This is a genomic window from Aliiglaciecola sp. SL4, from assembly GCF_041538045.1.
Lineage (GTDB): Bacteria > Pseudomonadota > Gammaproteobacteria > Enterobacterales > Alteromonadaceae > Aliiglaciecola.
In genome coordinates, this window is record NZ_JBGOSE010000003.1 from 32,600 (window position 1) to 50,246 (window position 17,647).

A 17,647-nucleotide genomic window follows, 5' to 3' on the forward strand; every position below is an offset into this window, starting at 1 on the left:
CTAGATTAACTGTCATCTTGCTGCGAAAACGATTTTTGGAATGCTTCCAATAAACGTTTTTGCTCCTCAGTCAGAGCTAGGTCATTTAACAATTCAGGGCGTCGTAGCCAGGTTCTACCTAGCGACTGTTGTAACCGCCACTGCCTGATTTTTTGGTGATTTCCACTTAACAACACTTCAGGAACCTTACGACCATCTAAACTCTCTGGTCGAGTGTAATGAGGACAATCTAATAAACCATCAGTGAACGAATCTTGTTCTGCTGATTGTTCATGCCCTAACACACCCGGCACAAAGCGCGATATCGCATCCATTAGCACCATCGCAGGAAGTTCTCCACCGCTTAACACATAATCACCAATCGACCATTCTTCGTCGACTTGTGACTGTATGACTCGCTCGTCGATACCTTCATAACGACCGGCGACAAATATCAGGCTGTCATTTTCAGACAATGCCTTCACACCGGCTTGGTCTAACTTCTTTCCCTGAGGTGAAAGGTAAATCACCTTAGTTGGTTTACCCGCTGCTTTCTTGGCAGCGTGTATTGCGTCTGTTAATGGCTGAACCATCATCAGCATTCCTGGGCCACCACCATAAGGGCGGTCATCAACAGTACGATGCTTGTCTTGAGTAAAATCCCTTGGATTAAAAAAATCTACTCGCAACAATCGGTTTTTCACCGCTCGTCCTGTTACTCCTTGCTGTGTAAAGCTGTTAAACATTTCTGGAAACAGACTCACCACACCAAACCAACGAAGTTCGCAAGAGTTATCCCCTTGCTCTGTCATTAGTGGGTTCATTTAAAACCCGGGATCCCAATCAACCTTGATTGTTTTCGCCTGCATATCAACCACTTTAATAACCTGCTCCCGCAGGAATGGCAACATGCGTTCTTTTTGACCAAAAGCATCATTCGAATTAGCTTTTACTAACATGACATCGTTAGCGCCGGTTTCGAACAGTTCTTTCACTACACCCAAATCATAACCATTTTCGGTTATCACTTGCATGCCGACTAGGTCCCGCCAGTAAAAGTCATCATCGGCCAGTTCAGGTAGCTGTTCAGCTTTAATGAAAATCTCTAGGTTTTTGATACTTTCAGCATCATCCCGAGATTCCACCCCAACCAGTTTCGCGACAACGCCCTTATTGTGCGTTCGCCAGAGGTCAACGATATATTCTTTTTTACCATCGCCCAAAAGCCATGGTGAATACTCAAATACACCTTGTGTTTCATCAGTATAGGTAGTGATTTTAACCCAACCTTTCACACCGTAAGGTGCCCCGATTTTGCCAATCACTATTGTGTCAGACGCTAGACTCATCTATACCTCAATTTTTGTAGTACTTAAGCAGCTACGACTTTTGCATCTTTAACTAAGCGTGCAACACGCTCAGATAAAGTTGCGCCGTGTCCTACCCAGTGCTCAACACGCTCAAGATCTAAACGCAAACGTTCTGCTCGACCTTGTGCAGTTGGGTTGAAAAAGCCAATGTTCTCAATGAACTTGCCGTTACGTGCACGACGACTGTCTGCAACCACTACTTGATAAAATGGACGCTTTTTAGCGCCACCACGCTGTAAACGAATAGTAACCATATAAATGCCTCAAACTCGTAATAGCGTTACTGTTAACTTGTTTGCCCTGCTCTTCAATATCATAGACACCGAAAATCAAGGCCGCCGAATTATACTGATATAGCTTAGGAATGCAACATAGAAAGGAATGAAAATGCTATTTATTAAGCAATTAGTTGAGAGGTTGGGGTAAAACAGCTGAAAAACACGAAATAACCCTAATAAACACTACCTATTCCGAGTTTAACTTAATTAACTTCGGGCAGTTCATCCAACCCTAGTTCTTGCCAACGCTGTTTAAATTCTGCCCTTTCTACATCAAGTAAATCATTATAATTTTCAATTATTACTTTATAGGCTGGTGTTTCGGTAATAGCGTATCGAGAAGGTAAGTACTTCAAAGTATCCAATATGAAATAATCTGTTATTTTTAGTGATTTCAATAAGGTATTCGCTTCAGTCGCTTTACCCTGCTCTGCTAACCAAATTGATTTGAAGGTATCTCTGATGGTGGGATAAAAATTTAGTTCATCCCAGACGTCGAATATCTGTTCAAGCTGAAGGTCAATTTTCGTAACTTCATCAGCTAATCCGCTGATACGAAAGCTATTTAAAATTCCAATCAAATTCAGCGTTAAATAATAAGAACCGCTTTTAAAATAGACGTCGGCCGCATTTTGCAAATGCAGTTTATTTTTTCGAATAAATTCAACATCTAGTTGAGGCGCTAAAAATATGTAATTGTCGCGAGCAACAGACGTGCCCTGTAAATCGACTTCCCAACGACTTTGCTCATAATATCGTTGCATGTTAAAAGTCGCATTTTGACCAAGTTGTTGCTTAAAATCAATATAAGTTAGGTAAACATCGGGAATTCCTGTTTTAGGAATTTTTTCACTGTACTCCCAGAGCTGCATAGTCGCTAGCCTATCAAGCAGTGAGAAGCGACTACGCATATTGGTGGAGTTGGTTTTCAAATCAATCGCGAGTTGCTCACTTATTCGCCCTAACAAATCTGCATTCACTAGAAAGAACTCGTCAATATCCAAGTAATTATTACCGTTTAGTAACAATTGTTCCGCTTCTCCAAATTTTTCCTGAGCAATCAGTGAGGTAACGAGATTAGCAACCACCACCCAAGAGAGCGGATCTAACCGATAAGCTTTTTGCGCGCGTGCATAGGATGTGTCAACAATTTCGGACGTAAGTTCGGTTAGCGGCATTACCTCAACTGAGTTATACAATCTTGCTAACACTAAGGATGAATTAGGATTTAATGCTAGTGCTTGTTCCAACGCATGCAAGTAGCTTTCATTTTCAGAATATTCCGTAAACGTTGAATAATAAACGCCAATGGCGGAGTGCACATGCCAAGTGGTTTTACCTATTTGCAGGATCTTAACAAAACAGCGTCCCATTTCCTCGGCAACTTGTTGTTTGGTAATTTCTTGCTCCCCATAGATATATAGCATTGCATAAGAATCCGCTAACATTGCCCAGGCTTCCACAAACTGAGGATCGAGTTTTGTGGCTTTTTCAAATAAGGAGATAGCCATTAATAACCCCTTGCTATCCCTTTCATGATAAAGCGGCCAAGCACGCAAATAGGCATCATGGGCGTCAAGGTTTGTCGTGGGTTGATTATTAAGTACTTTAATATCGTCAGCGCCTAATTTTACTTTCAGTGCTTCGACAATATTGCGGGCTATTTCGTCTTGAATTTTAAATACATCAGATAACTCTCTGTCATACGTTTCAGACCACAAATGGTAGCCATTATCTGCTTGTATTAACTGGGCGGTAATACGCAATTTTGTCCCAGACTTACGCACACTGCCTTCGAGAATGTGCTTCACATTTAGCGCATCACCAATTTCCCTTAAGTCTTCATTCTTGTCTTTGAAAGCAAAAGAAGACGTTCGTCCAGCCACCTGCAATTTCGGAATTTGTGCTAGTAAATTAAGTAGTTCTTCGGAAATACCATCTGAAAAGTATTCTTGCTCTGGGTCAGAGGACATATTCACAAAAGGTAAAACGGCGATGGATTGTGTTGATTGTTCTTGGTCATCCTCACCATTAAAAATATAGTTGGCTGCAATCAAATAGATAATGATGATGGACAACAAGCCAATAATTAAAAAATCGAGTTTTCGGCCAGTGCTTTTAGCAATAGATTCGTCTTGTTCCACATTAATTGTAGATTTGACGCCTTCTGGGGTTAATTCAAATGCCCAAGCCAAAAATAACGCAATTGGAAAGCCAATGCTAATTAAGAAAAATACAATACCATTGAGGCTCATCGGAAGGTTTAATGCGGGTACCGCTATGGCCGTAAATTGCACGATCAACCACCCTAAAGTGAGGTATGCAATTGCAACTTTAACAACGTTCCTTCTTTTAAGTTCCTGCCAAAAATCCATCTTCATTGCTCAAAAAGCGTACTCTAAGTAAAGACGCTACCTTGAAACGCTTTTCAGTGCAAACTTTTTACAGGAAACACAACAGTAAGTGGTTAGTTGTTATAGATAAATGGGGAAACAGATGGCTGGAGGCGACTCCTCCAGCCGAGTAGCAATAAGAATTAACGCTTAGGTGGGAACATACCTCCCATACCACCTGGACCTGGGCCACCCATTCCGCCACCTGGAGGCATCATACCTTTCATGCTGCGCATCATTTTTTTCATGCCACCACCGGACATCTTTTTCATCATTTTTTGCATTTGGGTAAACTGCTTTAATAAACGATTCACGTCTTGAATCTGTGTACCTGACCCCTGTGCAATGCGGCGTTTGCGTGAACCTTTAATGATGTCTGGACGTTGTCGTTCACCTGGAGTCATGGAATTGATGATCGCTTCCATTTGGGTAAACTGTTTATCATTGGCTTTTTCTTTCATTTGCGCTGTCATGTTGCCCATTCCAGGCAATTTATCCATCATGCCCATCATGCCGCCCATGTTGCGCATTTGTTCTAACTGCTCTTTAAAGTCTTGCAGATCGAAGCCTTTTCCTTTTTGAACCTTCTTCGCTAGCTTTTGCGCTTTGTCTTTATCAACCTTACGCTCAACTTCTTCGATAAGACTAAGAACATCGCCCATTCCTAATATGCGCGAAGCAATTCGTTCTGGATGGAAAGGTTCTAAAGCGTCTAACTTTTCACCCATACCAATAAACTTGATAGGTTTACCGGTAATATGACGAACTGATAACGCCGCACCACCTCGTGCATCACCATCGGCTTTGGTCAGTATCACACCGGTTAGTGGAAGGGCTTCATTAAAAGCTTTAGCCGTGTTGGCAGCATCTTGCCCCGTCATGGCATCTACCACAAACAAGGTTTCAATTGGCTTCACTGCTTCATGGAGATCTTTAATTTCTCCCATCATTTCGTTATCAACGTGCAAACGACCTGCAGTATCGACAATTAGTACATCAAAAAATTGCTTTTTAGCGTGGTCTATTGCGCCGTTGGCAATATCAATGGGACGTTGAAGGGAGCTGGATGGGAAAAAACCCACATCTAAATCTTCAGCAAGTGTTTGCAGTTGCTTAATTGCCGCAGGACGGTAAACGTCGGCACTGACCACTAACACTTTTTTCTTTTCACGTTCTTTTAAATATTTTGCAAGCTTACCGACACTGGTGGTTTTACCCGCACCTTGTAAGCCCGCCATTAAAATAACCGCTGGAGGCTGCGCCGCTAGATTTAACTTTTCATTAGCCGCGCCCATAACAGATTCAAGTTCAGATTGGACAATTTTGATGAAAACCTGGCCGGGTTTGAGGCTTTTAGTGACCTCAGTGCCCACAGCTCGCTCTTTAACCTGAGCAACAAAATCACGTACCACTGGCAAAGCGACATCGGCTTCCAGCAATGCCATTCTGACTTCACGCAAAGTCTCTTTGATATTATCTTCGGTTAATCGACCTTTACCGCTAATGTCTCTAAGCGTTTTACCTAAACGTTCTGTGAGGTTCTCAAACATAATTCTTTGGTTTCCTATTTCTGATAATTAGGATTATACCTAATGTATTTGAAGATAAGAACCTTACTATTAAGAAGATTTAGTTGGGCTGATTTGATATATACGGTAAACTTAATCAGTTTTCTCACTCTAACTGTTTGAATTACTACTACTTACCATAGGGCGTTTAATAGTGTTAATAGAAATTGTCTGCATCGTTTTTTATCTATTTGCCGCAGGCTGGGTAACCTCTCGTTTATTTCACCACCAAGGTCCTAATCCTAAGCTGATGTTAATTCCAGCGTTTTTAGCCTTAACAACCCACCTGTATTTATTGGTTGAAGGGCTCAATCAAGCTTCTGGGGCAAATATGAGTATGCTCAATGTGGCGTCATTGATTGCTTGGCTAGTTACAGTGACTATGACAATTGCATCCTTTGCCTTAGCAACCGCCATATTAATGCCCGTTGTATTTGGATTTTCCGCACTGATCGTACTGCTGAGCGCATTGATACCTAAAGTACATATCATGCAAATTCAACTGCAACCAGATCTGGTTATCCATATCACTTTAGCCCTGCTTGCCTATGGCTGTTTGATTATAGCGGTTTTGTATGCGCTGCAATTAGCTTATATCAATGAACGATTGAAGCAGAAAAAAACATCCTTATTGCACTCTTCTCTCCCACCTTTGATGACGGTAGAAACCATATTTTTCAAACTGTTATTAGCTGGGACTATATTGCTGACCTTATCTTTAATCAGCGGCTTCCTGTTTTTAGACAATATGTGGGCAAGTGAACAAGCTCACAAAACCATATTGTCGGTTATCGCTTGGTTAATCTTTTCTGTCACTGCCATTGGCCATCATCAATGGGGCTGGCGAGGAAAGCCGGTTATATCTGCAACCTTAGTAGGTGCTTTTTTGTTAACACTGGCCTATTTCGGTAGTCGATTCGTCAAAGAAGTGATACTAAGTTCGTAAAGTAATTAAATATTCAGCTTGAATCCTGATGAAGATAAACATACATTCATACCTGACCCACAATATAGGAACTATCTAGTTGGACGACATCTCGACGAGTACGTTAATAACACTGCTCGGCATTCTGATCTTTCTTTCTGCGTATTTTTCTAGTTCTGAAACAGGAATGATGTCGATTAATCGGTATCGTTTGAAGCACCTTGAAAATGAAAACCATAAAGGCGCGCTTCGTGTAACTAAATTACTCGCTCGTCCCGATAGGCTAATAGGCTTAATCCTAATAGGGAATAATCTAGTTAATATTGCTGCCGCCTCAGTTGCAACCATTTTATGCTTGCGATTATTCGGCGATGTGTGGGGTTTAGCTATTGCAAACTTCGGTTTAACTTTCGTGATCCTAATATTTGCTGAAGTCACCCCCAAAACTGTTGCCGCCCTATACCCTGAAAAAATCGCCTTTCCAAGTTCCATTATTCTGCTACCACTGATGTTCTTGTTATACCCCTTGGTGTATCTAATTAATGGCATTTGTAATGGTTTGTTAATGTTGTTACGAGTTAACCCCGTCAATAATGACGGTAAAAATTTGAGTCGTGAAGAATTACGCACTGTTGTCCATGAAGCTGGCGCTCTCATTCCTCAAAAACACCAAGAAATGCTAGTTGGTATACTCGACTTAGAAAAAGTAACTGCTGAAGATATTATGATCCCACGCAGTGAAATTGTATCCATAGATATCAATGATGAATGGAAAGATATACAGCGACAACTGGTGAATGCTCAACATACCCGTGTACTGTTATACAGAGACAGTATCGATGACGCTGTCGGTTTTGTTCACATGCGTGATGCTCTTCGACTCTTATCTAAAGATCAGTTTACCAAAGCGAGTTTGTTACGGGCGGTTAGAGAAATTTATTTCACACCAGAATCAACTCCTCTGCATACTTTAATGTACCAATTTCAAGCCGCCAAAGAACGAATAGGTTTAGTCGTGGATGAATATGGTGACATACAAGGCTTAGTGACACTTGAGGATATCTTGGAAGAGATCATTGGCGATTTCACCACCAGTATCGTGCCTGACCATTCCAAAGAAGCCAATATTCAACAAGATGGAAGCGTATTAGTTGATGGTAGTGCTAACTTGAGAGAGCTAAATAAAGAAATGGACTGGCACTTCCCTACAGAAGGCCCTAAAACCTTAAATGGGTTGATATTGGAGCATTTAGAAGATATCCCAGATGCGAATATTAGTGTGCGGATTTATGGTTATCCTTTAGAAATCATTGAAATTAAAGATAACATGGTGAAAACCGTGAGAGTCTTGCCAGCCTATTACAGTATCCCACCAGAAGACGAAACAACCTAAAGTGTCTTACCGTAAATAAACTTAAGTCTAAACATAGAGTGAATAATTTGGAAAAACTGCAAGTAATGTGGGTGTTAAGATTTCTTTTGGGCACGCTTAAGTAAGATCGTTTGTTTGATTTTTTCTACATTCTCATTGAGGTTTGCCAAACGCACGTAAATATTTTCCAACTCATCATCATGAGTTAGTTGCGATTGTTCCACGTGCTGTTGTAAAGCCTGCTGTAAATAAGCAGGTAAACTTTTACTAGACATAGGCCTCCCCTCACATTTTTATCGGAATAGAACGTAAAAACTGTAGGAATTTTCAGCAGAAATTAGCAGAAAACTATTCAGGGGTAAATGTTTTTACAATGTGTCCTTTGGACTCTTCAACATTATAATCGATACACACAATTGTGCCGGTAGAAAACATTCTCATCTCTTCTATTTCACACATCTCATCGACTAGGTAACTCACAAAAGGCATATGACTCACCAATAATAATCCAGTAACATTTTGATGTTCTTGCGCAAAATGGTCGATTGAAAAGTGCAGTGCTTGACAATTACCACTGGGCACTAAATCGGAGTTGGAGCGAATATCAGCAATTTTAGTCGCTAGATTCACTTGTTGAAATGTTTGCTGGGCTCTCAAAAATGGGCTCACCATAGCGTGGCTGAGTGATATTTTTGAGTCTTTAGCAAACAAATTTAGCCAGTCGCCACTTTGCTGAGCCTGAGAGATACCATAATCATTTAAAGGTCTTAATTGATCATTTTGCAAAGATGGTTCAGCTTCACCATGGCGCATCACAAAAATGTACATAATTGGTCCATATAACAAAATCTATCCACACTACTTTTGTGCGGATTATTACTGATATTAATATTGCCTGAATTCAATTTTATATAGTAGAGCCGAAAGACAATAAAAACGACCTGTTTTAGAGGATTATTTTGTAATTTAGCGAAAATGAGTTTTAATGGTAAGTTAACTTCTCAAATATGAAGATTTTAATTCAAGTTTAATCTTTAAGCGATGTCATTAAATAAGTTTTGTTTATTTGTGGTGTGTATTTTTACTATTTAATATTTTTAATAAACAAATTCCCCCAGTTTATTTAAAAAACTTTTTAATCAGTTATGCTTGTATCAAATTCCAAAAAAGGTGATTTAGTTGCAGCTAAGTACGAACGACAAAAGGACTTATTTACATATTACCCTTGCCAATGGTTTGCGGGTATTGTTAGTAAATGATATTGAATGTCGAAAATCCGCGGCAGCTGCCTGTATTCAAGCAGGACACTTTGATGATCCTAACCATATTCCTGGATTAGCCCATTTACTTGAACATATGTTATTTAATGGTAGTGAAACGTATCCAGATGCAGATAACTTAGATAAGTACCTTTCACCACACAGTGGCAGTGCAAATGCCTGGACCGGTACAGAGTTTTCCAACTACCATTTTGACGTAGAACACTCTCACTTTGTCGAAGGTCTGCAACGTTTTGCTGATATGCTATTTAAACCTTTGTTTACCCAAGCTGCAATTGAAAAAGAAATAAACGCCATTGATGCAGAGTTTAAACTTAAGATACATGATGATCTTCGACGTCTCTATCAAGTGCATAAAGAGACTTGTAATCCAGATCATCCTTTTAGCAAATTTTCTGTTGGTAACCAACAGACATTTTCGACACATTCGTTACAAACAATCCAAGATGCATTGATTGATTTGCATAACCGGCACTATATTGCCAACAATATGGCCCTGTGTATCGTCAGCAATATGACACTTGATGAACAAAAACGCTGTATTAAAGAGGTATTTTCAGCTTTCCCTTCTGGTGATGAGTTTAAGCGCCCTAATCTTCCCCCTTTGTACTTACCTGAACAGCTAGGCGTAAAAATAAATATTAATCCAATTAAGGATGCTCGCCGTTTAATCGTGAGTTTCGCCTTGCCAGATATGCAACTTTACAATGAATCAAAGCCATTGGAGTTTATCAGTCATTTGCTAGGTGATGAAGGAAACGGTAGCCTACTGAATCATTATAAACGATTGAACTGGGCAACAAATTTAAGTGCCGGCGGCGGGATAAATGGGAATGGCTTCAAAGACTTTAATGTTAATTTGCAGTTAACTAAATTTGGTGAAGATAATATTTCAGGAATACTGAATAGTTTATTTTACTATATTAAGCTAATTGCAGAACAGGGACTAGAAAAGTGGCGTGTTAAAGAAAAGGCTATTTTAGGGAAATTAGCCTTTGAACATATCGAAAATGCAAAACCTTTAGATGACGCAACGCAATTTTCCAATTTAATGTTCCATTATAAAGAAACGGAAATTTTATCAGGAGATTACTTGATTACGGATTATTCTTTTCATCCCATCAAGGCTTGCTTACTCCTTATGAGTCCAGAAAATATGCGTATGAAGTTAATCAGTAAGGATCTGCAAACAGATAAAATTACGCGTTGGTACGAAACCCCTTATGCAATTGAACCCATTGACCAACAATTATTAACTGCGTTGGCATCCCCTAGCGTTGTAGATGATCTTCATTTGCCCCTGCCAAACCCTTATATTACCGAGTCCTGTACGTTAGAAAGTATTAATCAAGAATACCTATTACCTAGCAAAATTTTGCATGATCAAAACTTACAGGTTTGGTTTGCTCAAGATGCGCAATTTAACCAACCAAAAGGTGATTGCTTTATTTCCTTCGATTGTGAAGCAGTCACTCAGGGTATAAAAGTATCGGCTTATAAACGGCTTTGGGTTGCACTTATGGTTGAGCATTTAAATGACCAATTCTATCATGCAGGCGTTGCCGGATTACATTACCATCTGTATGCACATCAAGGTGGCTTTTCTATCCACACTAATGGCTTTTCACACAACCAACTCGAACTTAGTTTAAATATTTTAAAGCAAGTCATGGCGGATGTTGATCTCCAACCTTTGTTCGAGCAGGTCAAACAGAAGCAATTAAAAAACCTGCAAAATTCGTTATTAAACAAGCCTATTAACCGGCTATTTGCAAGGCTGTCCGGTTTGATTCAACGCTTTACTTATGCTCCGTTGGAGTTATTGCCAATTATTGAAAGTGCTACTATAGAGGATATTTATTGGTTAAAAGCGGAGTTATTTAAAAATTACTCGGTGGAAGCCTTTGTTTTTGGCAACTGGACAACAGAACAGTCGATTCAATTTGCTAAAAGACTAAATGAAATGCCTAAACCTCGACTCTCTATGCCTCAAATAAAGAGAGAAGTGGTGGACTTGAAAAATGCTATCCATTATGAAAATCAAGTATCAAGTCAACACCCAGATTCAGCAGTGGTACTGTATCTTCAAACTCCTTCAGCAGAAACAAAAGACGTAGCGTTAACCATTCTAGTGGAGCAATTGCTGGCTTCCCCCTTCTTTCATGAAATACGCAACGAAAAACAAATTGGTTATCTAGTTGGAAGTGGTTATTTACCCCTCAATCAACACCCAGGAATGGTATTTTATGCTCAATCCCCAAACTTTAGTGCGAAACAAATATTGCTTGAAATCAAGCATTTCCTGTTTGAAATAACCTCAAGTATTGATGATTATCAAGAAGTTTGGTCCCACGTTAGAACAAGCGTTTCTAAACAACTAGAAGGCAGTGACACCAACCTTACAGCCAAAGCCCAAAAGTTCTGGCTTGCCATAGGAAACCAAGATCTTGAATTTAATTTACAAAAAGCCATTGCCGATGCACTGTTTGCATTAACTTTCGATGATATTAAAAACTTCTGTCAAAAGCTTATCGCCCCTGCTGATGTAGGTACACTGGTGCTTTTCTGCTGTGGAGATAAAAATGAAGTCGATGATATTCCTGCACAAGGCACAGTGATAAATGATTTAACGGCATTCAAACAACATGCCACCTATGTGGTCTAAATACCCATTCTCTAAAATAGGGAATTGAGTAAGTTAATTGTTTAGAATTTAGGTTTTAGTTCCTTACTTTATAACGCTTGCAATTCGTATTTTTAGAACGGTTTTTGAACGAAAGCGTAAATAATTGTTATTAATACGGTAAAGAAGTCACTCAGAACTTGTACAGTGCCCTTAATTTGGGCATATTACATTTTTAGATTCGTCAAATTGTTACTGCTTTGTATGAAAAAAATATTAATAATAAAACAAAATGCATTTGCGATAAGTGAACCTTCGATTTGAATCGATTATTTCAACCTGCTTGGCTAATTGCATTTACCCTGCTTTTGTCCTTCAGCCACACTAAATCCTATGCCAATGTAGCTGACATTCAGCTTCGTAACTTCTCGGTGCAACAAGGTCTGTCACAAAGCACAGTACTTGATATTATTGAAGACCAAGAAGGCTATATTTGGGTCGCCACAGTTAACGGCCTAAACCGTTTTAATGGTGTCGACTTCAAACAATATACGGTTAAATTACCTGACGGAAAGCAATTTCCAATCGAAATGATCCGTAAATTGTTTATTGATTCAGATAACAACCTTTGGTTTTCAAGTATTGGCGCTATTGCTAAATACTTACCGGAGAAAGACAGCTTTCAAGTTTATACTCAAAGTAACTCCAACCTAAAATCTCATAATTACTGGGCAATCGGTGAAACCACTGACGGTAAACTGCTTTTTTCTGGTGAAAAACAGCTGTATGAATATAACTCAAAAACGGATGATTTCACTGCCATTTCTTTCAGTAACGGGGAACAGTTAAATGACTCGGTACGAACTATCTATACCGAAGAAGATATTATTTGGTTAGGTACGGAAAGAAACGGCATATATGCCGTCGACCCCAAAACCAACAACCTCTACAACTTGGAACAACAAAACCCCTGGAATATTCACCTAGAAGCTAAAAATCTTTACGACATCGTAAAAATTGATGATCAATATTGGTTGGGCACAGCCATAGGCGCAATCGTCTTATCAGAAGATTATCAAGTCGTGTTGGAGCTAAATAGTACGCGAAATGACGATTTAAAAATTATTAACAATTTGGTACGCAGCATAGTACAAAGTGAAGATGGTAAAGTTTGGTTGGGTACTACAGACGGTATTAGTATCTATGATAGTGCCCAGGGAACGGTTTTTTCCATCGACCAAGATAACGGCCGTTATATAGGTTTAATTAATCCCTTTATAATAAAAGCCTATAAAGACAGCAATCATTCTATTTGGTTTGGTACGCACACTTCAGGGCTGTTCCAATATCACAAATTATTCTCTGCGATTAAACATTTCAAAATATTAAATGATGACTTACCTAGTATCAGTAACAGTGTTTGGGCGTTAGCTGATAATGGAAATAATACTATCTGGATTGCCGCATTAACTGGTGGAGTAAGCCTTTATAGTACTCAAACTGGTCAATTTAAGCGTTTTTTAGAAGACTCTACTACCCTTGTTTGGGATATTGAAATTGATGAGAATAAACGTTTATGGCTTGCTACTGACAGTGGTATTCACATCTACGAATATAAGAATGAAAACTTGACCCATGTGAAATCATTATTCTCAGGCACTTCGATAACTGAGTTAGAACCAATGCAGGAACACTTTTGGGTTAAAGATGTTAAGGAGCATTCGTTCTTAGTCGATGCAGTTGATTTGACTGAACCTTCTAGCGAAATTTCCTATAAAGGTTTAAATAGTGGTGTTATTGCACAGCTATTGTCAGATAGTCAAAATAATATTTGGCTAAAAACCGACGCTGGCATCTATGTTACCGACCAAAACTACGAGAGTTCTACACGCATATTATTGCAAAATAATTTAGACGAGTCTCAACCCATAGTTTATAACGTCCATGAAACTGCGGAAGCGTTTTGGGTATCTACAGGTAAACATGGCATTTTTAAACTTGATAAACAAAGCTATGCGCCCATCGAACAAATCCATCCTCGAGGTTATAACGTCAGCGGTATAGTGGTTAATTCAGTAATAGATAGTAAAAATCCGACATCAGTCTGGCAAAGTAATCAATCGGAAATTTGGCAAATATCTTTGGAAAATGGTGAATTACTTCAGTTAATCCCCAGACAAATATTGGATTACAACGACTTAAATCAAGGTGCAACCTTGATGACAGCCGAAGGTATGTTGTTTTATGGTGGTACGGATGGCTTCCATGTGTTCAATCCAGCAAAGTTAACCGACTTAACCTTCGGAAACATAGATAATTTACATAGCTTACCCCGTTTAGCCCCCCCTAAACTTACTGAGTTACGGATCCATAATAAACCAGTTGTTGTCGGTCAAGAAAATTCACCTTTGATTAAACCCTTGAGTTTAACCAACTCAATTTCGTTATCTTATGAAAGTATTCCCTTCGCTGTTTATTTCAATAACATCAATTCTTTGTATCAAGATGAAATAAACTACCGCTACAGGTTATTGGGCTGGCGAGATACGTGGATTGAAACAGGCAGCGATGAAAAGTTTGCATCTTTTTCCATTGAGACCTACGGAAACCATGTTTTTGAAGTACAAGGCCGTATTGGTAAAGGCCCATGGTCCGACTCAGCCAAACTGAACATAGAAATATCACCGCCATTCTGGTTTGATACTCCTGCTATGGCATTATATGGCATGTCTGCCATTTTGTTGCTGCTACTAATGTTAAGACAGTACAGACGCAAGCGCGCAGTGCAGATTGCCATTAAAGAAAGTGAAGAACGGTTAAAGCTTACGCTTTGGAGCAGTGGCGATGAACTTTGGGACTGGGATGTATACCGCGGCCAAGTATATAGAGCAAATACATGGGGTACCATGGACTTTCCTCAAGACGACATCCGCTCTAATAGTTCTTATCAGGCCAACATACACCCCAATGATATGCTGCGGGTACAGGATGCGTTAAAAACCCATATAAACAAAAAGTCAGATTATTTCCAAGTTACCTATCGGGCTCGCACATTCAAAGGGGATTGGGTTTGGATATTGGATAGAGGGATGATTGTAAAACGGGACAATAATGATCAGCCGATTAGGATGACTGGCACACTGAAAAACATCAGTCACCTTAAACAAGCTGAAGAACAATTAAAGCTTTACAAACGTTCTATAGAGACTATCTCCGATGGTGTGTTTATCACCGATACAAGCTTCCATTTTATTTCAGTTAATCAATCTTACTGTCAATACACTGGGGAAACTCGAGAACAAGCGTTGGCAAGTTACCTTAAATTTAACCAATACCCTGAAGCATTTACAGAAGAAGTGAAAAAAGCATTACGTCAAAAAGGCAATTGGAACGGTGAAGTTGAATCGACCAGAGCCAATGGCGAGCGTTATGAAATGGAATTGAATGTAGATGCCATTCATGGTGAAGATGGTAAAACCACTCATTATGTAGGTGTCTTCTCAGATATTACTTCTCGTAAAAGCACCGAAAAAGAGCTTCTCAAGTTAGCGAATACCGATCCTCTTACGGAAATGCCAAATCGTTCATTTTTCCAAGCCAGCCATCACAATTTAGTCCGCAAAGACGTACCCCATGCATTAGTTTGTTTAGACATGGACAACTTCAAAAAGATTAATGATTCGTTAGGCCACCAAACTGGCGATATTTTAATTAAGCAAATTGGTAAAAGACTGCAGAAAATTACTGGCAACAATGCCACATGTTACCGTTTAGGTGGAGATGAGTTCAGTATCCTAGTAGATCGCGAAGAAGATATGCAGCGCATAAACCATTATGCTCAACGTATTCTTGACCAAATGGCCCACCCGTTTCTGATCAACAAACAAGAGTTCGTGCTAGGCGCAAGTGTTGGTATTGCATTCTACCCTGAAGATGGTACTTCTACCCAAGAGCTTTTGAAAAACTCTGATACAGCCATGTATTTTGCTAAAAATGCTGGCGGAAATAAGTACCAATTCTTTAGTGGAGAAATGAATCAAAACGCCGTCCGTCAATTACAAATAGAAAACCTAATACGCTATGGCTTAAAAGATGATCTGTTTACTGTTTTCTATCAACCTAAGGTCGATATAGCCACGGGTAGACTTGTGAGTATGGAAGCCTTAGTACGTTTTGAACACCCCGATAAAGGTATAGTCAGCCCAGCACAATTTATTCCATTAGCGGAAGAAACGGGGCAAATAATTGATATTGGTGAGCAGGTGCTTCGCAAAGCATGTGAAGACACAAAACGTTGGGTTTCACAAGGCTTATTCACTGGCCGCGTTGCCGTGAACATCTCAGCGCGTCAATTTGAATTACCCGATCTTGATGATCGAATTTCGCGTATCTTACAAAAAGTGGGGTTGTCCCCCCTTCATTTGGAATGTGAGATAACGGAAGGTACGTTAATGCAAAATCCTGAACAAGCGCTACAGATGATGCAAAGATTACGTGAGAAAGGCATACACCTCGCTCTAGATGACTTTGGAACAGGCTATTCGTCTCTAGCCTACTTGAAAAAATTTCCCCTCAACACATTGAAAATTGATAAAGCCTTTATTGACGATATAGCCATTAGTAGTGTCGACAAACATATGACGGCAGCAATAATAAATATCGCACACAATTTAGGCTTAAAGGTGGTAGCTGAAGGTGTCGAGCAAGAAAAACAATTAGAAATCCTCAGTCTTTATGATTGTGAAATGCTGCAGGGGTATTTATTCAGTAAGCCCCTCAATGCAACTAAGTTTGAAAGATTATTAACCGAGAACGTCCATATGAGCCAATTTATCAGTAACCAATAAGCTAAAATAATCTTAAATTGGATAACGATAGACCTTTCAAAAGTACACTTCCCCCTGCCCCCCGGCAACTATTCGTCAAAATCTGGACGGCAAAATTTCGACATTTCAAATAAGCCAAACATCAACTACGTCCGAAATCAATATTTAGATCTGTTAAATCTAAAATAATTTAAATTTACACAACCATTTGATTTATATATATTATTTTTATATATAATAAAGAATATCGCGTTTGAGTCGGTAAAATATATCTACAAAAACTAAAGTTGGCATATTCCTCGCAGATATATAAATGATTGACAAAAAATTGTCAGTTAAAAATCTAAAAAAAATATATAAGTATCAAAGAGGAATTAAAAAATGTTAAAAGCTTATGCTGTAGCACTAATGCTAACAACTACCCCTACTAGCGCAAATTTAGATGGCGCTAATATAACTAACCAGCAAAAAACTGTATCAACGGCTTCAAACAAAGCCCTTAAGCCTGGTGGCGGTATTGGATTCGACGACAACAAGGCCCTTAAGCCTGGTGGCGGTATCGGATTCGATTCTCATAAAGCTCTTAAGCCTGGTGGCGGTATTGGTTTTTAAGTGCTAATGCATTGGAATTTATAATATGACATGGACAGTATTTAGAAAAAGAGAGGTTATCCTCTCTTTTTTTTTGCCAGCTTTACTTAAACCTGCAATAGAATATTATTAAAGCCTCGAGATTGACGCAAAGCGACTCGTTGAGAAACCGAAAACATAGGAAGTATCATTGGACCAAACATAAGCCCTGCAACAGCCCACTTTTTTGCAGGTAACGCAGTTTTGAATGCTTGGACATAATAATAGACGCTAAAAACCATAAAGCTTAATATCGCTAAAATCATCTTGCCTCCCGAGTGAAATTTTAATTACGTAAATTATACCCAAGCCAAATAACAAAACCAGACGTTTTAGTAATATCAAATAAAAAAGTCGAGCTAAGCCCGACTTTTAACATTTTAATTACATAAAACAAGCAATT

The 17,647-nt window shown here is 39.2% G+C and carries 13 protein-coding genes; 5 read left to right on the forward strand and 8 right to left on the reverse strand.

The features are described 5' to 3' along the window. Positions 1 to 5: 5 nt before the first annotated feature. From trmD to ffh, 5 genes are all read right to left on the reverse strand, one after another. Positions 6 to 803, reverse strand: a complete 798-nt coding sequence (trmD, locus tag AB6T38_RS05535) for a tRNA (guanosine(37)-N1)-methyltransferase TrmD (RefSeq protein WP_372546360.1) — start codon at positions 801 to 803, stop codon at positions 6 to 8. Beyond that, positions 804 to 1,328 carry a ribosome maturation factor RimM gene (rimM, locus tag AB6T38_RS05540; RefSeq protein WP_372546361.1) on the reverse strand — a complete coding sequence of 175 codons (525 nt, stop codon included), beginning with the start codon at positions 1,326 to 1,328 and terminating at the stop codon, positions 804 to 806. It lies immediately after the preceding gene. Positions 1,329 to 1,351: 23 nt separating this feature from the next. Further along, positions 1,352 to 1,603 carry a 30S ribosomal protein S16 gene (rpsP, locus tag AB6T38_RS05545; RefSeq protein WP_303470109.1) on the reverse strand — a complete coding sequence of 84 codons (252 nt, stop codon included), beginning with the start codon at positions 1,601 to 1,603 and terminating at the stop codon, positions 1,352 to 1,354. A gap of 227 nt (positions 1,604 to 1,830) precedes the next feature. Next, positions 1,831 to 3,924, reverse strand: a complete 2,094-nt coding sequence (locus tag AB6T38_RS05550; RefSeq protein ID WP_372546362.1) for a hypothetical protein — start codon at positions 3,922 to 3,924, stop codon at positions 1,831 to 1,833. Between the two features lie 239 nt (positions 3,925 to 4,163). After that, positions 4,164 to 5,570: a signal recognition particle protein gene (gene ffh / locus AB6T38_RS05555; RefSeq protein WP_372546363.1), complete on the reverse strand. Its 1,407-nt coding sequence runs from the start codon at positions 5,568 to 5,570 to the stop codon at positions 4,164 to 4,166. Between the two features lie 172 nt (positions 5,571 to 5,742). Here ffh and AB6T38_RS05560 point away from each other — a divergent pair, with 172 nt between their 5' ends. Both AB6T38_RS05560 and AB6T38_RS05565 read left to right on the forward strand, forming a co-directional pair. Next, positions 5,743 to 6,534, forward strand: a complete 792-nt coding sequence (locus AB6T38_RS05560) for an inner membrane protein YpjD (protein WP_372546364.1) — start codon at positions 5,743 to 5,745, stop codon at positions 6,532 to 6,534. A 79-nt stretch (positions 6,535 to 6,613) separates the two neighbouring features. Continuing rightward, positions 6,614 to 7,906 (forward strand): HlyC/CorC family transporter, encoded by a 1,293-nt coding sequence (locus AB6T38_RS05565; protein ID WP_372546365.1) that lies wholly within the window; start codon positions 6,614 to 6,616, stop codon positions 7,904 to 7,906. Positions 7,907 to 7,980: 74 nt separating this feature from the next. Here AB6T38_RS05565 and AB6T38_RS05570 read toward each other — a convergent pair whose 3' ends face one another. Continuing rightward, positions 7,981 to 8,160 carry a hypothetical protein gene (locus AB6T38_RS05570; RefSeq protein WP_372546366.1) on the reverse strand — a complete coding sequence of 60 codons (180 nt, stop codon included), beginning with the start codon at positions 8,158 to 8,160 and terminating at the stop codon, positions 7,981 to 7,983. Positions 8,161 to 8,233: 73 nt separating this feature from the next. Beyond that, positions 8,234 to 8,713, reverse strand: a complete 480-nt coding sequence (gene sixA, locus AB6T38_RS05575) for a phosphohistidine phosphatase SixA (protein WP_372546367.1) — start codon at positions 8,711 to 8,713, stop codon at positions 8,234 to 8,236. Between the two features lie 351 nt (positions 8,714 to 9,064). On the opposite strand from sixA, the gene AB6T38_RS05580 reads away from it, so the two are divergent. The 3 genes from AB6T38_RS05580 to AB6T38_RS05590 all read left to right on the forward strand — a co-directional run bounded on the left by AB6T38_RS05580 (position 9,065) and on the right by AB6T38_RS05590 (position 17,226). After that, a complete protein-coding gene (locus tag AB6T38_RS05580) occupies positions 9,065 to 11,830 on the forward strand; it encodes an insulinase family protein (RefSeq protein ID WP_372546368.1) in 2,766 nt (921 codons plus the stop codon). Positions 11,831 to 12,108: 278 nt separating this feature from the next. Beyond that, entirely contained in the window at positions 12,109 to 16,635 is a 4,527-nt protein-coding gene (locus AB6T38_RS05585) for an EAL domain-containing protein (protein ID WP_372546369.1), read from the forward strand. A 360-nt stretch (positions 16,636 to 16,995) separates the two neighbouring features. After that, positions 16,996 to 17,226 (forward strand): hypothetical protein, encoded by a 231-nt coding sequence (locus AB6T38_RS05590; RefSeq protein WP_372546370.1) that lies wholly within the window; start codon positions 16,996 to 16,998, stop codon positions 17,224 to 17,226. Between the two features lie 86 nt (positions 17,227 to 17,312). Here AB6T38_RS05590 and AB6T38_RS05595 read toward each other — a convergent pair whose 3' ends face one another. Next, positions 17,313 to 17,510, reverse strand: coding sequence for a hypothetical protein (locus AB6T38_RS05595; protein WP_372546371.1), 198 nt, complete (start codon positions 17,508 to 17,510; stop codon positions 17,313 to 17,315). Positions 17,511 to 17,647: the final 137 nt, after the last annotated feature.

What these genes read in the sequence shown, in the direction of transcription:
- trmD (WP_372546360.1), bottom strand. Translation starts at nt 803, where the DNA reads ATGAACCCACTAATGACAGAGCAAGGGGATAACTCTTGCGAACTTCGT.
- rimM (WP_372546361.1), bottom strand. Translation starts at nt 1,328, where the DNA reads ATGAGTCTAGCGTCTGACACAATAGTGATTGGCAAAATCGGGGCACCT.
- rpsP (WP_303470109.1), bottom strand. Translation starts at nt 1,603, where the DNA reads ATGGTTACTATTCGTTTACAGCGTGGTGGCGCTAAAAAGCGTCCATTT.
- ffh (WP_372546363.1), bottom strand. Translation starts at nt 5,570, where the DNA reads ATGTTTGAGAACCTCACAGAACGTTTAGGTAAAACGCTTAGAGACATT.
- AB6T38_RS05570 (WP_372546366.1), bottom strand. Translation starts at nt 8,160, where the DNA reads ATGTCTAGTAAAAGTTTACCTGCTTATTTACAGCAGGCTTTACAACAG.
- sixA (WP_372546367.1), bottom strand. Translation starts at nt 8,713, where the DNA reads ATGTACATTTTTGTGATGCGCCATGGTGAAGCTGAACCATCTTTGCAA.
- AB6T38_RS05590 (WP_372546370.1), top strand. Translation starts at nt 16,996, where the DNA reads ATGTTAAAAGCTTATGCTGTAGCACTAATGCTAACAACTACCCCTACT.
- AB6T38_RS05595 (WP_372546371.1), bottom strand. Translation starts at nt 17,510, where the DNA reads ATGATTTTAGCGATATTAAGCTTTATGGTTTTTAGCGTCTATTATTAT.